This window comes from Pseudomonas kurunegalensis (assembly GCF_030291635.1).
Taxonomy (GTDB): domain Bacteria; phylum Pseudomonadota; class Gammaproteobacteria; order Pseudomonadales; family Pseudomonadaceae; genus Aquipseudomonas; species Aquipseudomonas monteilii.
Map to the genome: position 1 here is coordinate 667,230 of NZ_CP127871.1, position 23,303 is coordinate 690,532.

Here is a 23,303-nt window from a genome sequence, read left to right on the forward strand (position 1 = left end):
TCTCCAGTTCATTCGTCCACGCGGACTTCTCGGAACATGCCCATTTCCATGTGGAACAGCAGGTGGCAGTGATAGGCCCAGCGCCCCAAAGCATCCGCAGTCACGCGGTAACTTCGTTTCGAGCCAGGCGGCATGTCGATGGTGTGCTTGCGCACCATGAAGTTGCCGTTCTCATCCTCCAGGTCGCTCCACATGCCATGCAGGTGGATGGGGTGAGTCATCATGGTGTCGTTGACCAAGGTGATACGAAGGCGCTCCCCGTATTTGAGACGCAGCGGCTCGGCATCGGAAAACTTGACCCCGTCGAACGACCAGGCGAATTTCTCCATGTGGCCTGTGAGGTGCAACTCGATGGTGCGGCCAGGTTCTCGGCCGTCGGGATCAATGAAGGTGCTGCGCAAATCCGCATAGGTCAGCACACGGCGGCCGTTGTTACGCAGCCCGATGCCCGGGTCGCTCAGTTTCGGCGTGGGGCTCATCGTCTGCATGTCGACCAAGGGGTTGTTGGTCTCTGAGTCAGGATGGCGCTGCATGGCTCCACTCATGCCGGCCATGCTGCCGTGATCCATGCCGGCCATCTGGCTGTGGTCCATGCCGGCCATGCTGCTATGGTCCATCCCCGCCATGCCGCCGTGATCCATACCCATGTCACTCATGGAAATCAGCGGGCGTGGATCAACAGCTGGAACAGCCGCTTGCAAGCCTTCGCGGATAGCCAAGGTGCCCCTGGCATAGCCGGTGCGGTCCATGGATTGAGCAAAGAGGGTGTATGCCTGCCCATCTTCGGGCTCAACGATGACATCGTAGGTTTCAGCAACCGCGATACGGAACTCGTCGACCGCAACCGGCTTCACATACTGCCCATCCGCCGCAACCACGGTCATCTTCAGGCCGGGAATACGCACGTCGAAATACGTCATGGCAGAGCCGTTGATGAAGCGCAGGCGGATTTTTTCGCCAGGCTTGAATACCCCCGTCCAGTTGCCGCCCGGCGCCTGGCCATTCATGAGGTAGGTGTAGGTGTATCCGCTCACGTCCGCGAGATCGGTGGGGCTCATGTTCATTTCGGCCCACATCGTGCGATCAGCCACCGCAGCGGACCAGCCCATTTCGCTCACGTCGTTGACGAAATCGCCCACCGTCCGTTTGTGGAAGTTGTAGTAGTCAGACTGTTTCTTGAGCTTGGACAGTACCCGGGCAGGGTCTTCATCCGTCCAGTCGCTGAGCATCACCACGTAATCCCGGTCATAGGTGAACGGCTCGGGTTCTTTCGCATCGATGACCAGCGCGCCGTACACCCCTACCTGTTCCTGGAAGCCTGAGTGGCTGTGGTACCAGTAGGTGCCGTTCTGATGGACTTTAAACCTGTACTCATACAGGCCATCCGGGGCGATGCCATGGAAGCTCAGGCCAGGCACACCATCCATGTTGGCCGGCAGGATGATGCCGTGCCAGTGGATGGAGGTGTCCTGCTTCAAACGGTTGCGCACGCGAAGCGTAACGGTATCGCCTTCGCGCCAGCGAAGCGTTGGGCCAGGTATAGAGCCGTTGATTGCCATCGCTGTGCGCGCTGTGCCGGTGATATTGACCGGCAGTTCACCGATGTACAGGTCGAAGTCGCTGCCTGTCAGCACGTTTGGCTGGCCAGGGCTGGTCAAGGCCCACACCGGCGTGCGCCACATGCCCAACCCGCCGAGCAGTCCGGTAGCGGCCAGGCCTTTGACGAAGGTGCGTCTTGTGGTTTTGCTTTGCATGCCGTTGCGTCCAGTCGTGTGGAGTGCGGATATCCCGGCTGCTGGATGTCGCAGCCCACGACCAAACTAGCGAGTTGCCGCTGTCAGAAAACTGAGTCCGACATTACTTTTCCGTCAGCTTCTTGAAGGGGGGAGGCAGGCTGCAGAGGGCTTGGGATGGCTTTCGGTTAGGCATTAAAAAGCCGGCTTGTGGCCGGGTTTTTATTCACCTAAGGTGCTGTATTTAAAAAGTTTCAACCGTTTCTTTACAGCTGTACCCCTATTTGTTCCCCAGATGAGCGAGGCGTGGGGGATTCAAGGGAGCAAAGACTGACAGGCGTGATCAATTGTACTGGAAAGCTGGATTACGGGATTGTCTGCGATCGGCCCTCTGGTCGGGGTCGTTGTAGGTGGTTCCTGGCTGCATAAAAGGGGCAAGCGAACTTGCCCCTGTTCTTGCGCTTACCTCCGGACGATTGGGATCACGCTTCTCACGACGGTTAGTCTCTCTGTGAAGATCCTCTATGCGTAGCCCATTCGTGCTAGCAAGGGGGCTGTCATCTTTTGGGCAGGTTGAGGCGGTGGCCGCAAAGGGAGCAAACATTGTGTGCCAGGACGTGGCGATCAAGAGACTCGCCCAACCTGGCACCCAATGCACAGTCCCCAATCCCTCCAACCAGGCCACCGAGGATTGCGCCTGCCAGCGAGCCGAGGATTATCCCAATCGGACCTCCGACCATGCCAATAACGGAGCCAGCGTGCCGACTAGCAAGAGCTGTGCTGATACCGCGCGTGGCTCCTCCGAGAGTACCTATAGCTGCTCCAGCTTTCATGGCGTTATAGAAGCGATCTACTTTAGGGGAGGCACAGCGAGGGCACTGAATAGACATAAAGTGAAGCTCCAGAGTGATGGTGTCCCTTCCGTTATGTAGGGCTGAGTTTTTTTCGACCGAACCGGAGAGGGGAGCTCATGCGGGTTTCAGAGCCATTTCGTACGGCGTCTAGTCGAAAGTGACGTCGCGGTCGATGATGTCTATGCGCTATATTCTCTGCATTCGTCTGTTATGCGGGCTCACATGGGAGCGAAGGGGTAAGGGATGAGCGACGGTAGTCAGATAGATATGTTAGGGGCCGTTGGGGTCGAGAAAAGCGAAGAAGACCTAGCCCGGTTAGATCGGGAGATTTCTGAAACTGCCGAGCATCATGATTTGCAGCTACGGGAGTACCCGGTCGAGGTTTTGGTTCAGAAATACTCGGATGGGTTGGAAACAGATAGTGCTGAGATATTCATACCGGACTATCAGCGCGAATTCATTTGGCTCCCAAAGCAGCAAAGCAGATTTATCGAGTCATTGTTCATGAACCTTCCTGTGACTCCTCTGTATATGGGCGAGACAGAGGATGAAATGCACCCCGGTGCATGGGAGGTTATTGATGGTAGTCAGCGTTTGAGAACGCTTTACTACTTCATGACAGATCGGTTGGTCCTTTGTGATTTGAAAAAAATCAAGTCGTTAAATGGATTCAGATATAGCCAGCTTCCCGTCAAGTGGCAGCGTCGAATTAAAGGTAAGGTTGTCCGGATAGCTGTGCTTACAGTGCGGCTGGATGAAGGGTCGCGTCGCGAGATGTTCGATCGACTTAACTCTGGCGGCACTAAACTTCAACCAATGGAGCAGCGGCGTGGGCATAGCGATGGTCCATTCCTAACTTTGATTGAGGAGTTGGCAAAAGATCCGGTATTCAGAAGTATTTGCCCGCTTTCGGAAAAAAGGGCGAAACTTAGGGAGTATGAGGAAATGCTTCTGCGGTTCTTCGCTTATCTCGACAATGCGGAAGGTTTTGTACATGAGGTTACACCGTTCCTCACTGATTATTTGACGGAAATGAACAAAAGAGCGGAAGAGGACGGAGGCCTCATTGATCGTTGCAGGGATGAGTTTAATCGCATGATTGCATTCGTCGAACAAAACTTCCCTTATGGTTTCCGTAAAGAACCTAATCATAAGACTGTCCCACGGGTCCGCTTTGAGGCTATCGCTGTCGGCGTTGCTAGAGCTATCCGTGAAGAGCCGAAGCTTACATCATCTTCTGACGTCGCCAAATGGCTGGAGAGTAACGAGTTCAAGTTGCATACCAGGTCGGATGCCACGAACTCAAGGCCAAAGCTCCTTGATCGGCTCTATTATGTTCGCGACATGTTGCTTGGGCGGGAGCCTGAAACCATGCGGAAAAGGCCGGTTGATGATGATTGGAAAAACTTGGAGCTTTTCTGAGTATGCTAAAGGCCAGGGAAGTCTATGAAACCCGCGTCGAAGAAATCGATATATACTTCGATTTCCTCTTCAAAGTTGTAGATAGAAATGCGCAGTTGTCGCTGGCGCTACCGTTCGGTGAAGGTGCTCCTGGTGAACGTGAACTGGTGCATATAAAGTCAAGTCTCATCGATACTCTCAAGGCCAATGGTTTTTTATTGCTCTACAATATCGTAGAGGCCTCGGTGAGACAGGTTTTGCAAGCGATCAGAAATGACATGCAAAAATATGGTCATCATTTTGACGACTTGCATGATGACTTACAACATCATTTCGCTACTCTAATGAAAGATGACGATATTCGTGGGCGTATAAAGAAGCAGCGAATGGACGGGCGTCCTCCGCTAGCCGTGGCGATCATCAATGCAGGCTTCGAAGCCAACAAAATAGGTGGGAATGTTCACTACGGGGAGCTCGAAAAACTGGCAAAGAAATTCGGCTTCAACCCAGGGAAAGATCCTTACTTGAAGGAGTACAATCTGGCGCCTCTATTGGAGGTTAAGAATCGGCGAAATGATCTGGCGCATGGCAGCTTAGCATTTTTGGCGTGTGGTTCTAATGTCACGATCGATCAGATAATGGCAATAAAGGTGTCCGTGGTCGATTACCTTGGTATGCTCCTCAATAATATTGAAGTTTATCTTTCCAAAAAAGGTTATCTAGCTACGCCTCCCGGTGCAGCTTGATATTGAATTTTTCAGGAGGTGTGGTGACTGAGATTGAGTACGAGGTAAGAAGTCGTATCATGCGCTCTGTGAAAAGAGCGCATACCAAGCCGGAAATTTTTGTACGAAAGCTGATACATTCTTTGGGGCTTCGCTTTCGTGTAAATCGTCGTGATCTGCCAGGAAGCCCTGATGTCGTTCTACCTAAATACAAAACAGTTATATTAGTGCATGGTTGTTTCTGGCATAGGCACGATGGGTGTCGTTTTTCAACTACGCCTAAAACGAGAGTGGAATACTGGCTTCCTAAGTTTTCTTCGAATGTGGAGCGAGACGCCAGGAAGGAAAGAGAGCTGAGAGAGTTGGGATGGCGGGTCATGATAGTCTGGGAGTGTGAAACTCGCGACGAAATATCATTGCGGGCCCGCCTGAGACAGGAATTTAGGCTTCCTTGAATTTCTCTACATGTGCTCTGAGGCTCAAGCCGATAACTTCTCCCAGTCGCACAGGAACCGCATTTCCTATCATTCTTCCTACAGCTTTGAACGTGATGTTGTTCGCCGGCATGAACTGATAATCAAGGGGGAAAGATTGTAGCAACGCGGCCTCACGAAGTGAGATGCCTCGATTTTGCTCGGGATGTCCGAACCGACCATTTCCGAAACCATAGCAAAGCGTTGTCATAGTTGGACTCGGTTGGTCCCAGCGCATCCGGCCATAAACGCTCGGATAGCTCTTTCCACTTTCTCTCTGATGGCATTCTGCTCGGAGTTTGACCGGCCAATCTTTCCAGCTACCCCCTGGACGAGAATGGATGATCCTTTTGAGATTCAGAGGCGTCAGACGAGAGGCGCGATGCAATGGATCATTTGGATCGCACTCGCCTGAGGCGATAGGCGGAAGGTGTGCGATAGTTTCTGCAACGGTAATTGGGTGATCGTTGTGAGTCGGGCTGATCAAGGAGATAGGGCCTAGTTTCGACGCAAGCAGTACGTGGCGACGACGCTGCTGCGGAAGACCATATTCCGTGCAAGAGACACGTTCCGCCCATACGAAGTACTCCATCTTCTCCAAAGCCTTAACGAAGTCATGATAGACCTCATGCTTGGTGACGTCCGGCACGTTCTCCATGGTGACAAGCTCAGGCCGTACCTCTTCGATCAGTCGTTTGAAAGCGTACAACAATGGCCACTTTCGATCCGACTTGGTATCGCGACCCTGATTGTAGCTGGAGAACGGTTGGCAAGGAGCGCAGCCCGCTAGCAGCTTGATTGCGCCTGGACGATACCAGCCAGAAATCTCGCTTCCTGAAACGTCCTCTACGCTTTTCGTGACGAAGGTCGCTCCATTGTTCTCTTCGTAGGCGAATTTGCAGTTAGAGTCGATGTCGTAGCCTGCGCGAACGTCTACGCCCACACGACGCAAACCAGCAGTCAGGCCGCCAGCGCCACAGAACAGGTCAACAGTGTCAATCATTGCCATCAAAAAATGCCCCCAAGGAGAGAGTATTCTACATTGATGCAATCAAAAGATCGAGGTCGCCGATCGTCAGGTGTGGTCAGACCCTTCTGCCCTGGGCCTTGCGCCACTCCGTCATCTGAGGGCAGGCGGCTGAAGCTAGCAGACTGCCAGAACAACAGCAGTCATTCCTGTCGCTGCAATGGGAATGCTCAAATCGGCCTTGAGGCTTGACGTGCTCAGTCCCGTCTGCGCTGGTTCGGTGCCGCTGTCGTTTTGCTTAGTGAAACCGGCGATGGGAGCCAGGGGCGATTTCACGGCCAGCAAGCTGGAATCTGAGAGCCCAAGATTTTCACCCAGTGCTTTTCACGACGAGTCGCAGGCCTAAGTCGTCCTCATACGTATCGGGCTCTACCAGGTTCTCGACCTGCTTAGATTTTTTAGCTCTCCCATTCTGTCCTCCGAGGGATGCATATCTGTCCCCCCAGTCGTCCCCCCGCATTTGCGTCGGATGGTGCAAAACAGAGTTGGATCCCATAAGACGCATGATAGGCTGAGAGGCCCGTAGATCTTAGGGCCTGACAAAGTGGTTTGTACTGGTGGGGATTTCTTCGGACAATTAAAAAGCCGGCTTGTGGCCGGCTTCTCGGGGACGCTTCCGACTAATTTATGGTAAGCCGCAATCGCCTTAACTGAGTGGCCATCAAGGGCCTGAAAGAAATGGCAGATGCCCGTGTGGGATATCGCCAGAGCCCTCTGGACCGCGGCTTGCGCCGGTCGGGGCTGAATGTGCCGCGTAGCATACAAGGGCACGCGCAGGATGCCCAGCAAAAAATGGCACAGGGTGTTTCAGCCAGGCCGCTGTTGGCGGAAATGCGACCAGTGAAACACCCAGCCAAGAATTTCCAGGCCCTGCGCCTGGCACTGTGCGGGGGTGTAGCGTTCGACTGCGTAGTTGCGCCGGTCATGGCTGTGCAGGTACAGCGTACCGTGCTGGCCAAGGCTGAGGTTGTTCACCCTGAGCATGCCGTTGTGCAGCAGGGCATAGGTTTCGCCCTCGACCACTCGGGTCATGCCCAGGTCGATGGCCAGGCTGGCATTCAGCGGAATCAGGGGCAGCATGTTGCTGGCCGGCATCGCCAGGCAGATCGCATTGGCGGCATGCACACCCAGCCCCCTCAAGGCTTTTGCCGGCAAGCGCAGGTGTTTGCTGGCCACCGGCGACAGCTGGCCTTGTTGCAACTGGTAGTAAGGCACCTTCACTGCCCGGCCATGTTCCACCGACAGCGGAGAGGGCGGGTTGACGGGCGTCGGCCGGGGCGCGCCGCTGCGCAGGATCGGGTTGGGATGTTTGGGCCCTTCTCCGGTGCGTAGCCAACGGCGGTGCACACAGAACAAGTCGGCCAGTTCGTCCAGCCGGGCCAAAGGCACACCCCGTTTGAACCAGTTGTTGACGTGCTGCGGTGTGACGCTGCGTTGGGCGGCAAAATCGGAAGGGGTCAGGCCACATTCGTGGAGCAGGGCTTTGAGGCGGTCGCCGGAAGTGTTCATGGTGGCGAGTGTAGCGGCGGGGGTGTCAGCAAGGATATGAACCGGGTGTTGACAAGGGTTGTACGAAAAGAGGTGGTTTGTAGGGAGTTGATGTAGGACTGCGTAGGATTTATTACCAGCAACCTGAGCATCGCCCATTCAGGCATAAAAAAACCCCGCCATGGCGGGGTTCTTTCAGCAACCGGTATCAGCCCTTGTAGGCAGCAACCGATTTGGTGATCGCGGCACGGGCGGCGTCGGCGCCTTCCCAACCTTCGATCTTGACCCACTTGCCCTTCTCGAGATCTTTGTAGTTGGCAAAGAAGTGCTCGATCTGCTGGATCAGCAGGGCTGGCAGGTCGGTGTATTCCTTCACGTCAACGTACAGCTGCGACAGCTTGTCGTGAGGAACAGCGATGACCTTGGCGTCGCCGCCGCCGTCGTCGGTCATGTTCAGCACGCCAACCGGACGGGCGCGGATAACCGAGCCTGGCGCTACCGGGTAAGGGGTAACAACCAGCACGTCCAGCGGGTCACCGTCGTCAGCCAGGGTGTTCGGGATGAAGCCGTAGTTGGCTGGGTAGAACATTGGGGTAGCCATGAAACGGTCGACGAACAGGGTGTCGCTGTCCTTGTCGATCTCGTATTTGATCGGCGCGTGGTTGGCCGGGATCTCGATGGCGACGTAGATGTCGTTCGGCAGGTCTTTGCCCGCCGGAATCTTGCTGTAGCTCATTGGGCAGTGCCCCCGTGTTTGACCAAAAAAGTGGCGGCGATTATAGGCACATTCTGCCGGGGCATGCCACGCCTGGCCTGATGTGCGGCCCCGTCAGGCGTGGCTTTCGCGGTATTCGGGGTGTTCGGCCTGTAGCTGGCGCAGGCGCGCCAGCGGGTCTTGCCGGTAGAACAGCGACAACTGGCGGTAGACCAATGGATAAGCCTGCTGCAGCAGGTCGGGGGCACTAAAGAAGTATTCGCTGGTGACAGCAAAGAATTCCGCCGGGTTTTCCGCGGCATAGGGGTCGATGGCGGTTTCGGCGTCGGGGTTGGCGTCCAGCTGGCGGTTGAGGTCGTCGTAGGCCTGTTGCATGGCCGTTGCCCACTCATCCACCGGCATACCGCTGTGCAGCGGGGGCAGGCCGTTGGCATCGCCATTGAGCATGTCGAGCTTGTGCGCCAGCTCATGGATGACGAGGTTGTAGGCCTCCCAGCCGCCACTGGCCAGCACGCCGTTCCAGGCCAGGATGATCGGCCCCTGCTGCCAGGCTTCGCCGCTGTGCTCGCCGTCCCAGACGTGCTCCACGCCACTGGCATCGCGGTGGCGCTGGGGGCTTTTGAAGTCGTCGGGGTACAGGATGATTTCGTGGAAGCCCTGGTACCAGTTCAGCTCGCCCAGGTGCAGCAGTGGCAGTTGCGCCTGGGCGGCCAGCAACAGGCGCTGCTCGTCGTCCAGTTCGACGCCGGGCAGGCAGGTGAGGTGCTTGTCGAGCAGGAACAGGATGCAGGCTTCGCGCAGCCAGTGGTCTTCGGCGTCACTGATGCCATCCAGCATCGGCAGGCGCTCGCGTACGGCCTGCCATTGCTGGGCTGAGATGGGGTAGCGCGCCAGGGTGCGCTTGCGCCGCCAGGCGCTGAACGACCACATGAGTGGCGGTCAGTGAGCCTTGGCGGCCCGGCCCAGGCGGCCGCGCAGCAGGCCGAGGATCATCGGCACCAGCGACAGGATGATGATGCCCACCACCATCAGCGACAGGTGTTGCTTGATGAACGGCACGTTACCGAAGAAGTAACCCAGGGTAACCAGGCCTCCCACCCACAGCAGCGAACCGGCGATGCTGAAACCGAGGAAGCGTGGGTAATGCATGTGCGCGATGCCGGCGACGAACGGTGCAAAGGTACGCAGGATGGGCAGGAAGCGCGCCATGGTCACGGTCTTGCCGCCGTGGCGTTCGTAGAAATCGTGGGTACGCTGCAGGTAATCGCGGCGGAAGATTTTCGAGTTGGGGTTGTTGAACAACCGCTCGCCGGCCGTTCGCCCTATCACGTAGTTGGTACTGTCCCCCAGGATGGCGGCAGCCATCAGCAGGCCGGCCAGCAGCACCGGGTCCATGCCACCACCAGCGGCCACGGCGCCAGCGATGAACAGCAGCGAATCGCCTGGCAGGAAAGGCATTACCACCAGCCCTGTTTCACAGAAAATGACGGTGAACAGGATGGCGTAGATCCAGGGACCGTAATTGGTGACCAGCAGATCGAGGTAGGCATCGAGATGCAGGATAAGGTCCAGCGGGTTGAAATCCATGTACAGCACCTGTGTTCTGGGGCGTAGGCTCGGTTACCTGGGGATGGGTAAATTTTCACACATGACAGGTGGGGCATTATACGGCTAAGTCAGGATCATGCCCGGGGAGTTTGTAGCGGGGGGTTACGGCAGGGGTATTCCTGTACCGGCCTCTTCGCGGGTAAACCCGCGAAGAGGCCGGTACAGTCAATCCTGGGAGATCGGCAGGATGTAGCTCTTGAACTCCGTATCTTCACGAAACCCGATGGATTCGTAAGTCTTGTGCGCTACCTCATTGTCCGCGCTGGTCGAAACCCGCATGCGCACGGCGTTGGTCTCTTTCGCCATTTTCTTCGCCTCACGCATCAGGTGGTCAGCCACCAGCATGCGCCGCGAGTCTTCGGCCACGTAGATGTCGTTGAGTATCCATACCCGCTTCAGCGATAGCGACGAGTAGCTGGGGTACAACTGGCAGAAGCCCATCAGCTTGCTGTCGTCATCATCCGGTAGCGCCAGGTAGATCACCGATTCATCCCGTTTCAGGCGCTTTTCCAGAAAGCTGCGCGAGCTGTCGGGGTAGGGCAGCTGCCCATAGAACTCACGGTATTTGACGAACATCGGCGTGAGCAGGTCGAGGTGTTCCAGGGTTGCCTTGATGATGCGCATGTGCGGCCCTCAGAGTCCATTTAGGGAAACAGCGGAATGCCTGCAGCGTTCAAGGGCATGCTGCCCAATGCGCGTCACAAGTGCAATCCGCCTTCCGTGACATGTTTTTTACCCTTTGCCGAGCAGGAAGTTGCCTTTCTGGTTGGCGCTGTCCTCACTCTCCAGGCTATGGACCTCGGCTTCGTCCTTCAGATTCACCCCGGAAAGCTGGCGTTTGCAGGCTTCGCGCATCAAGTACAGCAAGCGGTGCGCCGCCATGCCATAGCTCAGGCCCTCCAGGCGGATGTTGGAAATGCAGTTGCGGTAGGCATCGGTCAGGCCGACCTTCGGCGCGTAGGTGAAATACAGGCCCAGGCTGTCCGGCGAGCTGAGCCCTGGGCGTTCGCCGATCAGCATCACGGTCATCCGTGCGCCCAGCAGCTCGCCGACCTCGTCTGCCACTGCCACGCGGCCCTGCTGCACCAGCACCACAGGGGCGCTGGTCCAGCCATCAGCGGCCGCTTGCTCCTCGAAACGGCTCAGGAACGGCAAGGTGTGGCGATGAACAGCCAGCGCCGACAGGCCGTCGGCAACCACGATGGCCAGGTCGACGCCGCCGGGGTTGGCCTGTGCGTGCTGGCGCAGGGTGGCAATCGAGTCTTCGTTGAGCCGCCGGCCCAGGTCCGGGCGCTGCAGGTACTGGTGGCGGTCGCTGGCGGCACTGTGCAGCACCAGGCTGTCACGGCCACGGTCACTCAGTTGGGTCGCCATGCCGGCGTGGTCGAAGGCCAGGTGCACGGCATCGCGGGCCTGGGCATGGGCGAACTGGAAGTCCAGCTGCGCCCCGGTCGGCAGGCTGGTCCCGGTGCGGCCCAGGGCGATGCGTGCCGGGGTCAGGTTGCGCAGGGCCAGCCAAGGGTTGTCGGGGGTAGGTGTGCGAGGGTCCATGGTCATCCCTATGCAAGCTGTGCCAAGGCCTGGCGGAAGGCCGGCGGCAGGTTGTCACCAAAGCGCACCCGGCCATTGGCCTGGGTGAAGATGCCGGTGCGGGCCAGCCACGCTTCGAATTCCGGCCCGGGCTTCAGGCCCAGGGTCTGGCGTGCGTACAGCGCGTCGTGGAACGAGGTGGTCTGGTAGTTGAGCATGATGTCGTCGGAACCGGGGATGCCCATGATGAAGTTGATCCCGGCCACCCCTAGCAGGGTCAGCAGGGTGTCCATGTCGTCCTGGTCGGCTTCGGCGTGGTTGGTGTAGCAGATATCGCAGCCCATCGGCACGCCCAGCAGCTTGCCGCAGAAGTGGTCTTCCAGGCCGGCGCGGATGATCTGCTTGCCGTTGTACAGGTACTCCGGGCCGATGAAACCGACCACGGTGTTGACCAGAAACGGCTTGAAGTGGCGGGCCACGGCATAGGCGCGGGTTTCGCAGGTTTGCTGGTCGACGCCGTGGTGGGCGTTGGCCGACAGCGCGCTGCCCTGGCCGGTTTCGAAGTACATCAGGTTTTGCCCGAGGGTGCCGCGCTTCAACGACAGGCCCGCTTCGTAACCTTCCTGCAACACGTTGAGGTTGATACCGAACCCGGCATTGGCCGCCTCGGTGCCGGCAATGGACTGAAATACCAGGTCCAGCGGTACGCCACGGTTGATCGCCTCGATCGACGTGGTGACGTGTGTCAGCACACAAGCCTGGGTGGGGATGTCGTAGCGCTGGATGATGGCGTCGAGCATTTCCAGCAAGGTGCAAATGGAGGCGATGCTGTCGGTGGCCGGGTTGATGCCGATCATGGCGTCGCCGTTGCCGTACAGCAGGCCGTCGAGAATACTGGCGGCGATGCCGGCCGGCTCGTCGGTCGGGTGGTTGGGTTGCAACCGGGTAGACAAGCGCCCGCGCAGGCCCATGGTGCCTCGGAACTGGGTGACTACGCGGATTTTCTGCGCCACCAGCACCAGGTCCTGCACGCGCATGATCTTCGAAACGGCTGCCGCCATTTCCGGTGTCAGCCCAGGCGCCAAGGCACGCAGGCTGTCCTCATTGGCCTCTTCGCTCAGCAGCCAGTCGCGCAGGCCGCCCACGGTCAGGTGGCTGACCGGGGCAAAGGCCTGGGCATCGTGGGTGTCGATGATCAGGCGGGTGACTTCATCCGCTTCGTAAGGGATCAGCGCTTCATTGAGAAAGTGCGTCAGCGGGATATTGGCCAACGCCATCTGCGCAGCGACACGCTCGCCGTCATTGCTGGCCGCGACGCCCGCGAGGTAGTCGCCTGAGCGTGCGGGGCTGGCTTTCGCCATCACGTCCTTGAGGCTGTCGAAGCGGTAGACCAGGTGGCCAACCGTGTGTACGAAACTTGCCATACAGAATCTCCAGAGCCGCGGGTTGCCCCGCGGCGGGTGGCGGCGATCAGTGCAGGGCCTCTTCGGCCTTCTGGATCGCGGCGAATTCCTCTTCCGGTGTGCCCGCAACCAGGTGGTGGCGGCTGTAGAAAGCAAAGTAGGCAATTAATACCGCATAGATCACTGCGGCGCCAATTACCACCCGTGGGTCGACGAGGAAGCCGGCAACCACGGCAATGCACGCCAGCACCAGGGCAACGCCCGAGGTGAAGATGCCACCGGGGGTGCGGTACGGGCGCTCCATCTTCGGCCGGCGGATGCGCAGGGTGATGTGCGCGGCCATCATCAGCACATAAGACAGGGTAGCGCCGAATACGGCCACCAGAATCAGCAGGTCACCCTGCCCGGTCAGCGACAGGGCAAAGCCGATGATGCCGGGGATGATCAAGGCCATGACCGGCGCCTTGCTTTTGTTGGTTTCCGACAGTTTGCGTGGCAGGTAGCCGGCGCGGGACAGGGCGAAAATCTGCCGGGAATAGGCGTAGATGATCGAGAAGAAGCTGGCGATCAGCCCGGCCAGGCCGACCAGGTTGACGAAGCCGCCCATCCAGGTGCTGCCGCCATAGGCTTTGGACAGTGCCTCGACCAGCGGGTTACCGGACGCTTTCAGTGCTTCGGAGCCTGCACCGCCGGGGCCGACGACCAGAATCAGCAGGGCGAAGGCCAGCAGTACCAGCATGGCACCGATCAGGCCGCGTGGCAGGTCACGCTTGGGGTTCTTGGTTTCTTCGGCGGCCAGTGGCACACCTTCGACAGCCAGGAAGAACCAGATGGCATAAGGAATGGCCGCCCACACGCCCACATAACCGAACGGCAGGAAGCTGCTGGCGCCCACCGCGTCCGTTTTGGCGATGTCGAACAGGTTGGCTGCATCAAAATGGGGCACCATGCTCACCAGGAACACCGCCAGGGCGATGGCGGCGATGGCGGTGATGATGAACATCAGCTTCAACGCTTCCCCCACACCGAAGATGTGGATGCCGATGAACACGATGTAGAACGCCAGGTAGATCATCCAGCCGCCGATGCCGAACAGTGACTGGCAGTAGGCGCCGATGAACACGGCAATGGCGGCAGGGGCGATGGCGTATTCGATGAGGATCGCCGTACCGGTCAGAAAGCCGCCCCACGGGCCGAAGGCGCTGCGGGCAAAGCCGTAGCCGCCGCCTGCGGTAGGGATCATCGACGACAGTTCGGCCAGCGAGAAGCACATGCACAGGTACATGGTGGCCATCAGCAAGGTGGCGAGGAACATGCCGCCCCAGCCGCCCTGGGCCAGGCCGAAGTTCCAGCCGGCATAGTCGCCGGAAATGACGTAGGCCACACCCAGGCCGACCAGCAGTACCCAGCCGGCGGCGCCTTTTTTCAGTTCACGTTGCTGGAAGTAGTCCGAGCCGACTTTTTCGAAGTCGACAGAAGAGCCTGCCGGCGAGCCGGCGGAATGATCGCTTGGCATAGTTTCACCTGTTCTTTTTCTTGGTGGCCGGAAGGGTTCCGGGCCGATGGTGATGGGTACTGCAGGAAGCGAGCCATGGAGCTACAAGCCGCAAGCTACAAGCCTCAAGAAAAAGCAGTTGGGTGCTGTGCCCGCTGTTTCTTGCAGCTTGCAGCTTGCAACTTGAAGCTTTTTTCTAGAAGAAGCCCAGCGGGTTAATGTCGTAGCTCACCAGCAAGTTCTTGGTTTGCTGATAGTGGTCCAGCATCATCTTGTGGGTCTCACGGCCAACACCGGACTTCTTGTAGCCGCCGAACGCCGCATGCGCCGGATACAGGTGGTAGCAGTTGGTCCACACGCGGCCAGCCTTGATCCCTCGGCCCATGCGGTAGGCACGGTTGATGTCGCGGGTCCACACGCCGGCACCCAGGCCGAACTCGGTGTCGTTGGCAATCGCCAGGGCTTCGGCTTCGTCCTTGAAGGTGGTGACGCTGACCACCGGGCCGAAGATTTCTTCCTGGAACACGCGCATCTTGTTGTTGCCCTTGAGCAGGGTCGGCTGGATGTAGTAACCGGTGGCCAGCGAGCCTTCCAGTTTTTCCACTTTGCCGCCGGTCAGCAGCTCGGCACCTTCGTCCTGGGCGATCTGCAGGTACGAGAGGATCTTCTCGAACTGCTGTTGCGAAGCCTGGGCGCCGACCATGGTGTCGGTGTCCAGCGGGTCGCCGCGTTTGATCTGCAGCACCTTCTTCATCACCACTTCCATGAACTGCGGGTAGATCGACTCCTGTACCAGTGCCCGGGATGGGCAGGTGCACACTTCGCCCTGGTTGAAGAACGCCAGCACCATGCCTTCGGCCGCCTTCTCGATGAAGCTCGGCTCGGCTTGCATGATGTCTTCGAAGTATACGTTCGGCGACTTGCCGCCCAGTTCCACGGTGGACGGAATGATGTTTTCGGCTGCGCATTTCATGATGTGCGAGCCCACCGGGGTGGAGCCGGTGAAGGCGATCTTGGCGATGCGCTTGCTGGTGGCCAGGGCTTCACCGGCTTCGCGGCCAAAGCCTTGCACCACGTTGAGTACGCCTTTGGGCAGCAGGTCGCCAATCAGTTCGACCAGCACGGTGATGCCCAGCGGGGTCTGTTCGGCAGGCTTGAGCACCACGCAGTTGCCGGCGGCCAGTGCCGGGGCAAGTTTCCAGGCGGCCATCAGGATCGGGAAGTTCCACGGGATGATCTGCCCGACCACTCCCAGCGGTTCGTGAATGTGGTAGGCCACGGTGCCTTCGTTGATTTCTGCAGCACCGCCTTCCTGGGCGCGGATGCAGCCGGCGAAGTAGCGGAAGTGGTCGACCGCCAGCGGGATGTCGGCGTTGAGGGTTTCGCGGACCGGCTTGCCGTTGTCCCAGGTTTCGGTAATCGCCAGCAGTTCGAGGTTTTGCTCGATGCGGTCGGCGATCTTCAACAGCACGTTGGAGCGGTCCTGCACGGAAGTGCGGCCCCAGGCGTCGGCAGCGGCGTGGGCGGCGTCGAGCGCCTTATCGATGTCTTCGGCAGTGGAACGGGGGAATTCGGCGATCAGCTTGCCATTCACCGGGGACGTGTTTTCAAAGTACTGCCCCTTGACCGGAGCTACGAACTCGCCACCGATGTAGTTGCCGTAGCGGCTCTTGAAGGAAACCTTCGCGCCCTCGGTACCGGGATGTGCGTAACGCATGGTGTGTCTCCTGGCTGTTATGTTTGTTGAGGAGTTGGAAAGCGTAGAGCAAAGGTTGGGCCAGCGTTTCGCACGCCAGTCAAATCAATGACTTGGGTCAGTTACCAAGGCCCTGTGATCGGCCGCTGTACCGGCCCCGGTACGCGCGGGGTGACACTTTGTGCCATTTGCGACACGTCACAGGCGGGTGCATTGCAAAGGCTTCCCGGGTGGAGGATGCTGGCGGAACGCTCTATCTGCGGAGAACTACAACAAATGCAGAGCAATCCTTTCATTCGCCATGCCCGGCAAGTGCATACCGTTGCCCATGGTGGGGCCGGGGAGGGGGGCAGTGACCCGTCCATCGCCCGTTCCTGGCTGCGCTGCCTGGAGGACTACCACCTCGACCCGTCGGTGATCGAGGCGCCCGTGGTGCTTGAGCATGGGCGTTTGCTGGAAAGCCGCGAGCGCCTGCGCCAGGTGCTGCAAATTGCCGATCATGAAATGAACAGCCTGCACCAGCAGCTTTCCGGCGCCGGCCATGCGGTACTGCTGACCGACGCCCGCGGGGTGATCCTCAACTGCGTCAGCGCGGCCACCGAGCGGCGCAGCTTCGAGCGTGCCGGGCTGTGGTTGGGCGCCGACTGGAGCGAGGCGCGCGAGGGCACCAACGGCATCGGCACCTGCCTGGTCGAGCGCCAGGCGTTGACCATTCACCAGAACGAGCACTTTCGCGGCCGCCACACTGGCCTGACCTGCTCGGCCAGCCCAGTGTTCGACCCGCATGGCGAACTGCTGGCGGTGCTGGATGTGTCATCGGCACGGCCTGACGTGTCGCGCCAGAGCCAGTTCCACACCATGGCGCTGGTGAACCTGTCGGCGAAGATGATTGAAAGCTGCTATTTCCTGCGCCACTTCGAGCAGCAGTGGCTGCTGCGTTTTCACCTGCAGGCCGAGTCGGTCGGCCTGTTCAGCGAAGGCCTGCTGGCGTTCGACGGCGATGGGCGGATTTGTGCTGCCAACCAGAGCGCGTTGAACCTGCTGGGCAGCGTGCGCGGTGGCGTGCTGGGCAAACCCGTGGAGCGCTTTTTTGCCTGCAGCCACGACGACCTGTTCAGCCGCGCCACCCCCGCTGGCAGCACGGTCTGGCCGCTGCATACGCTGGACGGTCGCCAGGTGTTTGCCAGCCTGCGCGGCAAGGCCCGTGCGCCGGTGTGGTCGGTGCCTGTTGCGCAACCCTTGCCCATGCACCCGATGGAGCCGGCCATCTGCCTGCTCGACCCGGCTCTGCAGAACGAATTCCGCCGCAGCGTACGGGTGTTCGAGCGTGACGTGCCGCTGTTGCTGCGTGGTGAAACCGGTTGTGGCAAAGAAGCGTTTGCCCAGGCCGTGCACCAGGCCAGTGGGCGACGCGGCAAGCCGTTCATCGCCATCAACTGTGCCTCGATCCCGGAGAGCCTGATCGAGAGCGAGTTGTTCGGTTACCGAGGCGGCAGTTTTACCGGCGCACGCAAAGAAGGCATGCGCGGCAAGCTGCTGCAGGCCGACGGCGGTACCTTGCTGCTGGACGAGATCGGCGACATGCCACTGGCCTTGCAAACCCGCCTGCTGCGGGTACTGGAAGAGCGCCAGGTGGTGCCCATCGGTGGCGAGCCGCAAGCGGTGGATGTACGTATTGTCAGCGCCACCCACCGCGACTTGCTGGAGCGGGTGGAGCAGGGCAGTTTCCGCGAGGACCTGTATTACCGCCTGAATGGTCTGGAGGTGGCGTTGCCGGCGGTGCGTGAGCGCAGTGACAAAACGCAGCTGCTGGACTTTTTGCTGCATCAGGAGGCGCAGGGGCAACGGGTCGACCTCGAACCCCGCGCACGGCAGGCACTGCTCGACTTTGCCTGGCCGGGAAACGTGCGGCAGATGCGCAACGTGCTGCGTACCTTGGTGGCGCTTTGCGAGGATGCCCGAATCGAGTTCTCGGATCTCCCCGCCATTGTTCGCAACAACCCCGTCCCTGTAGGAGCGGCCTTGTGTCGCGATCGGGCCGCAGAGCGGCCCCAAGGTTTCAGTGTCGGTACAAAGGCCGCTGGGGCTGCTTTGCAGCCCGATCGCGACACAAGGCCGCTCCTACAGGACGCCGAGCGGCAGGCGCTCATGGAGATGCTAGAGGCAAAACACTGGCACTTGACCCGTGTCGCCGAGCACTTGGGCATCAGCCGCAATACCTTGTATCGAAAACTGCGCAAACACGGCATCACCAGGGCCGACTGAGCGAAACAGCGGGTGCGATTTGTCGCGCCCTGGGCTACCCTGCCTCGATGTTTTGCGAGGTCGACCATGCATATTCACATTCTCGGTATTTGCGGCACTTTCATGGGCTCGCTGGCGGTGCTGGCCAAGGAACTTGGCCATCGCGTCACCGGCTCGGACGCCAACGTCTATCCCCCGATGAGCACCCAGCTCGAAGCTCAGGGCATCGAACTGACCCAAGGCTATGACCCGGCCCAGCTGGACCCGGCACCCGACCTGGTGGTCATCGGCAACGCCATGTCACGCGGCAACCCGGCAGTGGAATACGTGCTGAACAAGGGCCTGCCCTATGTTTCCGGCCCGCAGTGGCTGGCTGACCATGTGCTGCAAGGCCGCTGGGTGCTGGCCGTTGCCGGTACCCACGGCAAGACCACCACCAGCAGCATGCTGGCCTGGGTGCTGGAGCACGCCGGCATGAGCCCGGGCTTCCTGATTGGCGGTGTGCCGCAGAATTTCTCGGTATCGGCCCGCCTGGGCGACACGCCGTTCTTCGTCGTCGAAGCCGACGAGTACGACAGCGCCTTCTTCGACAAGCGCTCGAAGTTCGTGCATTACCACCCGCGTACCGCGATCCTCAATAACCTTGAGTTCGACCACGCGGACATCTTCCCGGACCTGGCCTCGATCGAGCGGCAGTTCCACCACCTGGTACGCACCATCCCGAGCGAAGGCCTGGTGATTCACCCTACCACCGAGCAAGCGCTGGAGCGGGTGATCGGCATGGGCTGCTGGACCCCGGTGCAGACCACAGGCGTTGGTGGCCAGTGGCAGGCGCGCCTGCTCAGCCCAGACGGCTCGCGTTTCGAAGTGTTGTTCGAAGGCGAAGCGCAAGGCGTGGTGGACTGGGCACTGACGGGCCAGCACAACGTTGCCAACGCGCTGGCCACCCTGGCCGCGGCCCGCCATGTTGGCGTGGTCCCGGCCATGGGCATCGAAGGCCTCAGCGCGTTCAAGAGCGTAAAACGGCGCATGGAAAAGGTGGCCGAAGTGCAGGGCGTGACCATCTACGATGATTTCGCCCACCACCCGACCGCCATCGCCACCACCCTCGATGGTCTGCGCAAGCGTGTTGGCGAGGCCCCGGTGATTGCCGTGATCGAACCACGCTCCAACTCGATGAAGCTGGGCGCCCACCGTGACGGTTTGCCAGAGAGCGTCAACGACGCCGATCAGGTTATCTGGTACGCCCCGGCCAACCTCGGCTGGGACCTGGCGGCCACCGCCGCGCAGTGCAAGGTCCCAAGCGTAGTAGCCGACAGCCTTGACGCGATCATCGAGCGGGTCAAAGGCCAGGCCCGCCCGGGTACTCATGTGGTGATCATGAGCAACGGCGGCTTCGGCGGCCTGCACGGCAAACTGGCCGAGGCGCTGAAGTGAGCGGGCCGGAACGCATCACCCTGGCCATGACGGGCGCCTCGGGCGCCCAGTATGGCCTGCGCCTGCTCGATTGCCTGGTGCGCGAAGACCGCGAAGTGCACTTCCTGATCTCCAAGGCCGCGCAACTGGTGATGGCCACCGAGACCGACGTGGTGCTGCCGGCCAAGCCCCAGGCGATGCAGGCCTTCCTTACCGAATACACCGGCGCCGCCGATGGGCAGATCCGTGTGTACGGCAAGGAAGACTGGATGTCGCCGGTGGCCTCCGGCTCCGGTGCCCCGGCGGCGATGGTGGTGGTGCCTTGTTCCACCGGCACCTTGTCGGCTATTGCCACCGGTGCCTGCAACAACCTGATCGAGCGCGCTGCCGACGTTACCCTCAAGGAACGTCGGCAACTGATCCTGGTGCCACGCGAAGCGCCGTTTTCCACCATCCACCTGGAAAACATGCTCAAGCTGTCGCAAATGGGTGCAGTCATCCTGCCGGCGGCACCCGGCTTCTACCATCAGCCGCAGACCATCGACGACCTGGTCGACTTTGTCGTCGCGCGTATTCTCAACCTGCTGAACATTCCCCAGGACATGTTGCCGCGTTGGGGTGAGCACCACTTTGGGGTGGATGATTGAAGCGAGCGTTGGTGGGGGTGCTGGCGCTGGTGATGCTAGGGGGCTGCGCCACGGTGCGCACGCTGGATGCCGCCAAGCCCGGGGCGCCGGTGGTGTATGCCGGTACCCGGCTGGATTTGTATGTGATTAACGGCGGCTGTTGCCCGCGTGATCATTACGGGGCGGATGCACCGGCATACCCTGGGCTTGACCTGCCGGGGAGCATGTTGCTCGATACCCTGTTGCTACCGTTGTCTTTGCTGACAGCGGCCGGTGTAGGCTTCCAGGCCACCGGTGGCCTGTGATGGCCCTATCGCCGGCAAGCCAGCTCCCACAGGATATGCACTGCCCTCAAGCTTAGCGCAGTACCTGTGGGAGCTGGCTTGCCGGCGATAGGGCCATCACAGGTAACGCCTATTTTTTACCCAACCTGCGCAACTCATCCGACTCCACAACCCGTATCCCGTCCTCTTCCTCTAACGCCAGCCGCCAAAGTGCCCGCGCCAGGGTGCAAGCCTCGATCCCCCGGTATTTACCCGGTATCAGCCTGGAAAACGGCGAAACCAACTGCTCACTGAGGCGTGGCTGAATGCGTTCGCCCAGCAGCAACGACGGCCGCACGATCGTCAACTGCGGCCAGTCCTGAGCCTTCAGCGCCTCTTCCATCTCACCTTTGACCCGGTTGTAGAAAATCGACGATTTCGGGTCGGCACCCAGCGCGCTGACCACCAACAGATGCCGCGCACCCATTTCCCGGGCACGTTTGCTGAACGCCACCACCATGTCCAGGTCCACCGCACGGAACGCCGATTCGGAGCCGGCCTGCTTCAGCGTGGTGCCCAGGCAGCAATAGGCGATATCGACCCGCCCGGCCAACTGAGGAAGGAATACCGCCGGGTCGCCCACCGGGTTTTCCAGGTGCGGATGCTCGGCCAGCGGCCGGCGAGTGGGCGCCAGTACGCGGGTGATGGTGGGCTCGTTGAGCAGGCGGTCGAGCAGGTGTTCACCTGTCAGACCCGTGGCACCGGCAAGCAGGACATGCTGAGGCGTCAAATACATGATGTCTCTCCCTTGTTACACACAAGTCTAGTGGTTGCCGGGCGTTTCTGCTTGTCGCCCCGCGCTGGCCTGTGTGGCGTTACGCAACGCTTCTTCGGCTTGTTGCCGGCGCAGCTGCTGCCAGTGCTCGAGCACGGCGGGCGGCGCCCACAGCTGCGGCTCGGAGGCCTCGAAGCCTTCCCTTTGTTCTCTTTCGGCAACGCTGGTACGTGCCAGTTCAAATGCCTGTTTGAGGTCGTCGGTCTGGTTCAGCGCTTCGGCGAACAGGGCATCGCCAAAGTAGGTGAAGTCGGCTTCTTCCGAGCAACCGAAAGACACGCGGTCGGCCCGGGCCGCCGTCATGATCAGCGTGCGCTCATCCTTGAGCGGGGCGATGTAGCCCCCTGAATAGCAGGCCGAGATGACGATTACCTTGTCTCGATCCTTGAGCGGCGCCAGGGCAGTGGCCAGTTCGTCGGCGGAAAGGTCAGCCAACTGCAGGCGCGGCTGGTCGAGCACCAGTTGATGGTCCTGGCTGCCATGGCTGGTAAGGTAGATGAACACCAGGTCTTCAGGGCCGCTGCGCTCGGCCAGGGTGCGGGCGGCACGGGTAAGGTTTTCGCGAGTGGCCATGGGACGGGTGGCCATGTGGTCGCGGTGGTTGACCAAGGTCACCTGGCCACGGGCGCCAAAGCGTACCTTGAGCATGTTGCTGACATAGTCGGCTTCGCGCAGGAACACGCTCTGCTGGCCATCGCCGGCCACCACCAGGCTGTACAGCTGGATCGATGGGGCTGAGCGCGGGACACGGGCCAGCGCCTCGTCCAGCAGGCGGCCCTGATTGAGCAGGGCCAGGTCCAGTGGATCGGGCAGCAACTGGCCTTTCTGGTCGCGTACCCGCACGCCATTGACCCAGACGCCGCTTTCGACCTTGCCGCTGGCCAGGATCAATCGCCCATGCCCGTGGTAGGCATCGTTCAGGAAGCCGCCGATGTACTTGCTGCCGTCGGCCAGTTGCAGGCTGCCCTGGCCCGACAGGCGCCAGTCGGCGAACTCGCCTTTGTAATGGCTGCCATCGCTGCCCAGCAGTTCGCCTTCGCCGATCAATGAGCCATCCTTGAATTCGCCAATCCACACATCGCCATCGGCGTTTTCGTAACGGCCGCGACCTTCCAGGCGATTGTCCTTGAACTCGCCGATGTACTGCTCACCGTCAACGCTGTCATAGGTGCCGCTGCCTTGCAGCTCGCCGTTGACGAAGCGGCCACTGAACTGGTTGCCGCTGGCATCGCTGCGTACGCCGGCGCCGTTGGGTTTGCCCTTGGCGAACAGGCCCTGGTAGCGGCTGCCGTCGGCCAGTTCCAGTTCGCCCGCGCCTTCGTAGAGGTCGTCCTTGAACTGGCCACGGTAGGTCTGGTCGGCTTGCTTGAGCGTGCCTTCGCCATCGCGGCGGCCATGCTTGAAGGTGCCGGCATAGTGGCTGCCCGGCGTGGTCAGGTCGCCCAGTCCCTCGAACAGCCCCCCGGCGAACTGGCCACGGTACACCTCGCCGTTCTGGCCGTGCCATTCTCCCTGGCCGTGCCACTGGCCGTCCTTGAAGCCGCCGGCGTACCAGCTGCCGTTGGGGTAGTCGATACGGCCCTCGCCCTGCAGCAGGCCATCGACCACCTGACCCCGGTAACGCCCCCCGTCAGGCAGGCGCGCGTCCGGCGGAAGCAGCGATTCGCCATCGCCACAGGCGGCGAGCAGCAAGACCAAGGTAATGGGGAGCAGTGGACGCATGGCGAGGACCGGGCAATAGGTCTGCCGAGTATGACGCAGAATGGGATCC

At 60.2% G+C, this 23,303-nt stretch carries 21 protein-coding genes and 1 pseudogene; 7 read left to right on the forward strand and 15 right to left on the reverse strand.

Features of this window, described 5'->3' with window-relative positions; genetic code table 11:
* Positions 1–8: 8 nt before the first annotated feature.
* On the reverse strand, positions 9–1,754 hold the full coding sequence (locus QQ992_RS02995) for a copper resistance system multicopper oxidase (RefSeq protein WP_286112179.1): 1,746 nt from the start codon (positions 1,752–1,754) through the stop codon (positions 9–11).
* A 536-nt stretch (positions 1,755–2,290) separates the two neighbouring features.
* Positions 2,291–2,623, reverse strand: coding sequence for a hypothetical protein (locus tag QQ992_RS03000; protein ID WP_286112180.1), 333 nt, complete (start codon positions 2,621–2,623; stop codon positions 2,291–2,293).
* Between the two features lie 207 nt (positions 2,624–2,830).
* On the opposite strand from QQ992_RS03000, the gene QQ992_RS03005 reads away from it, so the two are divergent.
* From QQ992_RS03005 to QQ992_RS03015, 3 genes are read left to right on the forward strand one after another with little or no spacing between them, the layout of a single operon-like run.
* The gene (locus tag QQ992_RS03005; RefSeq protein ID WP_286112181.1) at positions 2,831–4,009 is read left to right on the forward strand and encodes a DUF262 domain-containing protein; all 1,179 of its coding nucleotides are present in this window, start codon (positions 2,831–2,833) and stop codon (positions 4,007–4,009) included.
* Positions 3,985–4,734 (forward strand): MAE_28990/MAE_18760 family HEPN-like nuclease, encoded by a 750-nt coding sequence (locus tag QQ992_RS03010; protein WP_286112182.1) that lies wholly within the window; start codon positions 3,985–3,987, stop codon positions 4,732–4,734. Before QQ992_RS03005 ends, QQ992_RS03010 begins: the two co-directional genes overlap by 25 nt.
* 59 nt (positions 4,735–4,793) lie before the next feature.
* Positions 4,794–5,168 carry a very short patch repair endonuclease gene (locus QQ992_RS03015; RefSeq protein ID WP_433963114.1) on the forward strand — a complete coding sequence of 125 codons (375 nt, stop codon included), beginning with the start codon at positions 4,794–4,796 and terminating at the stop codon, positions 5,166–5,168.
* On the opposite strand, the gene QQ992_RS03020 is transcribed toward QQ992_RS03015, so the two are convergent.
* From QQ992_RS03020 to exaC, 11 genes and pseudogenes are all read right to left on the reverse strand, one after another.
* Complete coding sequence (locus tag QQ992_RS03020) at positions 5,155–6,195, reverse strand: DNA cytosine methyltransferase (RefSeq protein ID WP_286112183.1); 1,041 nt, start codon at positions 6,193–6,195, stop codon at positions 5,155–5,157. The genes QQ992_RS03015 and QQ992_RS03020 overlap by 14 nt on opposite strands.
* Positions 6,196–6,526: 331 nt before the next feature.
* Positions 6,527–6,709, reverse strand: a pseudogene (locus tag QQ992_RS28025) (integrase); the annotation flags it as partial.
* Between the two features lie 311 nt (positions 6,710–7,020).
* Entirely contained in the window at positions 7,021–7,722 is a 702-nt protein-coding gene (locus tag QQ992_RS03025) for a LexA family transcriptional regulator (protein WP_016715373.1), read from the reverse strand.
* 187 nt (positions 7,723–7,909) lie between these two features.
* Positions 7,910–8,437, reverse strand: a complete 528-nt coding sequence (gene ppa, locus QQ992_RS03030) for an inorganic diphosphatase (RefSeq protein ID WP_003255365.1) — start codon at positions 8,435–8,437, stop codon at positions 7,910–7,912.
* 93 nt (positions 8,438–8,530) lie between these two features.
* Positions 8,531–9,346 (reverse strand): M90 family metallopeptidase, encoded by an 816-nt coding sequence (locus QQ992_RS03035; protein WP_286112184.1) that lies wholly within the window; start codon positions 9,344–9,346, stop codon positions 8,531–8,533.
* A gap of 9 nt (positions 9,347–9,355) precedes the next feature.
* Positions 9,356–10,003: a DedA family protein gene (locus tag QQ992_RS03040; protein WP_016715375.1), complete on the reverse strand. Its 648-nt coding sequence runs from the start codon at positions 10,001–10,003 to the stop codon at positions 9,356–9,358.
* A gap of 186 nt (positions 10,004–10,189) precedes the next feature.
* Positions 10,190–10,648 carry a GNAT family N-acetyltransferase gene (locus QQ992_RS03045; protein WP_286112185.1) on the reverse strand — a complete coding sequence of 153 codons (459 nt, stop codon included), beginning with the start codon at positions 10,646–10,648 and terminating at the stop codon, positions 10,190–10,192.
* A 108-nt stretch (positions 10,649–10,756) separates the two neighbouring features.
* On the reverse strand, positions 10,757–11,575 hold the full coding sequence (eutC, locus tag QQ992_RS03050; protein WP_286112186.1) for an ethanolamine ammonia-lyase subunit EutC: 819 nt from the start codon (positions 11,573–11,575) through the stop codon (positions 10,757–10,759).
* A gap of 8 nt (positions 11,576–11,583) precedes the next feature.
* Complete coding sequence (locus QQ992_RS03055; RefSeq protein ID WP_286112187.1) at positions 11,584–12,978, reverse strand: ethanolamine ammonia-lyase subunit EutB; 1,395 nt, start codon at positions 12,976–12,978, stop codon at positions 11,584–11,586.
* Between the two features lie 46 nt (positions 12,979–13,024).
* A complete protein-coding gene (eat, locus tag QQ992_RS03060) occupies positions 13,025–14,473 on the reverse strand; it encodes an ethanolamine permease (protein ID WP_119368703.1) in 1,449 nt (482 codons plus the stop codon).
* A gap of 175 nt (positions 14,474–14,648) precedes the next feature.
* Positions 14,649–16,169 carry an acetaldehyde dehydrogenase ExaC gene (exaC, locus tag QQ992_RS03065; protein ID WP_016715380.1) on the reverse strand — a complete coding sequence of 507 codons (1,521 nt, stop codon included), beginning with the start codon at positions 16,167–16,169 and terminating at the stop codon, positions 14,649–14,651.
* A gap of 255 nt (positions 16,170–16,424) precedes the next feature.
* Between exaC and QQ992_RS03070 the strand changes: the two genes are divergently transcribed.
* From QQ992_RS03070 to QQ992_RS03085, 4 genes are all read left to right on the forward strand, one after another.
* Positions 16,425–18,413, forward strand: coding sequence for a sigma-54-dependent Fis family transcriptional regulator (locus QQ992_RS03070; protein WP_286112188.1), 1,989 nt, complete (start codon positions 16,425–16,427; stop codon positions 18,411–18,413).
* A gap of 66 nt (positions 18,414–18,479) precedes the next feature.
* A complete protein-coding gene (gene mpl, locus QQ992_RS03075) occupies positions 18,480–19,829 on the forward strand; it encodes a UDP-N-acetylmuramate:L-alanyl-gamma-D-glutamyl-meso-diaminopimelate ligase (protein WP_104833529.1) in 1,350 nt (449 codons plus the stop codon).
* The gene (gene ubiX, locus QQ992_RS03080; protein WP_013970698.1) at positions 19,826–20,455 is read left to right on the forward strand and encodes a flavin prenyltransferase UbiX; all 630 of its coding nucleotides are present in this window, start codon (positions 19,826–19,828) and stop codon (positions 20,453–20,455) included. Before mpl ends, ubiX begins: the two co-directional genes overlap by 4 nt.
* Positions 20,452–20,739: a YceK/YidQ family lipoprotein gene (locus tag QQ992_RS03085; protein WP_016715384.1), complete on the forward strand. Its 288-nt coding sequence runs from the start codon at positions 20,452–20,454 to the stop codon at positions 20,737–20,739. The genes ubiX and QQ992_RS03085 overlap by 4 nt, the downstream gene beginning before the upstream one ends.
* Before the next feature lie 109 nt (positions 20,740–20,848).
* Here the strand turns inward: QQ992_RS03085 and QQ992_RS03090 are convergent, their stop codons facing one another.
* Both QQ992_RS03090 and QQ992_RS03095 read right to left on the reverse strand, forming a co-directional pair.
* Positions 20,849–21,493 (reverse strand): oxidoreductase, encoded by a 645-nt coding sequence (locus QQ992_RS03090; RefSeq protein WP_105948270.1) that lies wholly within the window; start codon positions 21,491–21,493, stop codon positions 20,849–20,851.
* 27 nt (positions 21,494–21,520) lie between these two features.
* The gene (locus QQ992_RS03095; protein WP_286112189.1) at positions 21,521–23,254 is read right to left on the reverse strand and encodes a C13 family peptidase; all 1,734 of its coding nucleotides are present in this window, start codon (positions 23,252–23,254) and stop codon (positions 21,521–21,523) included.
* Between the last annotated feature and the right edge of the window lie 49 nt (positions 23,255–23,303).

Coding starts and splice junctions, on each gene's coding strand:
- QQ992_RS02995 (WP_286112179.1), bottom strand. CDS start 1,754: ATGCAAAGCAAAACCACAAGACGCACCTTCGTCAAAGGCCTGGCCGCT.
- QQ992_RS03000 (WP_286112180.1), bottom strand. CDS start 2,623: ATGTCTATTCAGTGCCCTCGCTGTGCCTCCCCTAAAGTAGATCGCTTC.
- QQ992_RS03005 (WP_286112181.1), top strand. CDS start 2,831: ATGAGCGACGGTAGTCAGATAGATATGTTAGGGGCCGTTGGGGTCGAG.
- QQ992_RS03015 (WP_433963114.1), top strand. CDS start 4,794: ATGCGCTCTGTGAAAAGAGCGCATACCAAGCCGGAAATTTTTGTACGA.
- QQ992_RS03020 (WP_286112183.1), bottom strand. CDS start 6,195: ATGGCAATGATTGACACTGTTGACCTGTTCTGTGGCGCTGGCGGCCTG.
- QQ992_RS03025 (WP_016715373.1), bottom strand. CDS start 7,722: ATGAACACTTCCGGCGACCGCCTCAAAGCCCTGCTCCACGAATGTGGC.
- ppa (WP_003255365.1), bottom strand. CDS start 8,437: ATGAGCTACAGCAAGATTCCGGCGGGCAAAGACCTGCCGAACGACATC.
- QQ992_RS03035 (WP_286112184.1), bottom strand. CDS start 9,346: ATGTGGTCGTTCAGCGCCTGGCGGCGCAAGCGCACCCTGGCGCGCTAC.
- QQ992_RS03040 (WP_016715375.1), bottom strand. CDS start 10,003: ATGGATTTCAACCCGCTGGACCTTATCCTGCATCTCGATGCCTACCTC.
- QQ992_RS03045 (WP_286112185.1), bottom strand. CDS start 10,648: ATGCGCATCATCAAGGCAACCCTGGAACACCTCGACCTGCTCACGCCG.
- eutC (WP_286112186.1), bottom strand. CDS start 11,575: ATGGACCCTCGCACACCTACCCCCGACAACCCTTGGCTGGCCCTGCGC.
- QQ992_RS03055 (WP_286112187.1), bottom strand. CDS start 12,978: ATGGCAAGTTTCGTACACACGGTTGGCCACCTGGTCTACCGCTTCGAC.
- eat (WP_119368703.1), bottom strand. CDS start 14,473: ATGCCAAGCGATCATTCCGCCGGCTCGCCGGCAGGCTCTTCTGTCGAC.
- exaC (WP_016715380.1), bottom strand. CDS start 16,169: ATGCGTTACGCACATCCCGGTACCGAGGGCGCGAAGGTTTCCTTCAAG.
- QQ992_RS03070 (WP_286112188.1), top strand. CDS start 16,425: ATGCAGAGCAATCCTTTCATTCGCCATGCCCGGCAAGTGCATACCGTT.
- mpl (WP_104833529.1), top strand. CDS start 18,480: ATGCATATTCACATTCTCGGTATTTGCGGCACTTTCATGGGCTCGCTG.
- QQ992_RS03090 (WP_105948270.1), bottom strand. CDS start 21,493: ATGTATTTGACGCCTCAGCATGTCCTGCTTGCCGGTGCCACGGGTCTG.
- QQ992_RS03095 (WP_286112189.1), bottom strand. CDS start 23,254: ATGCGTCCACTGCTCCCCATTACCTTGGTCTTGCTGCTCGCCGCCTGT.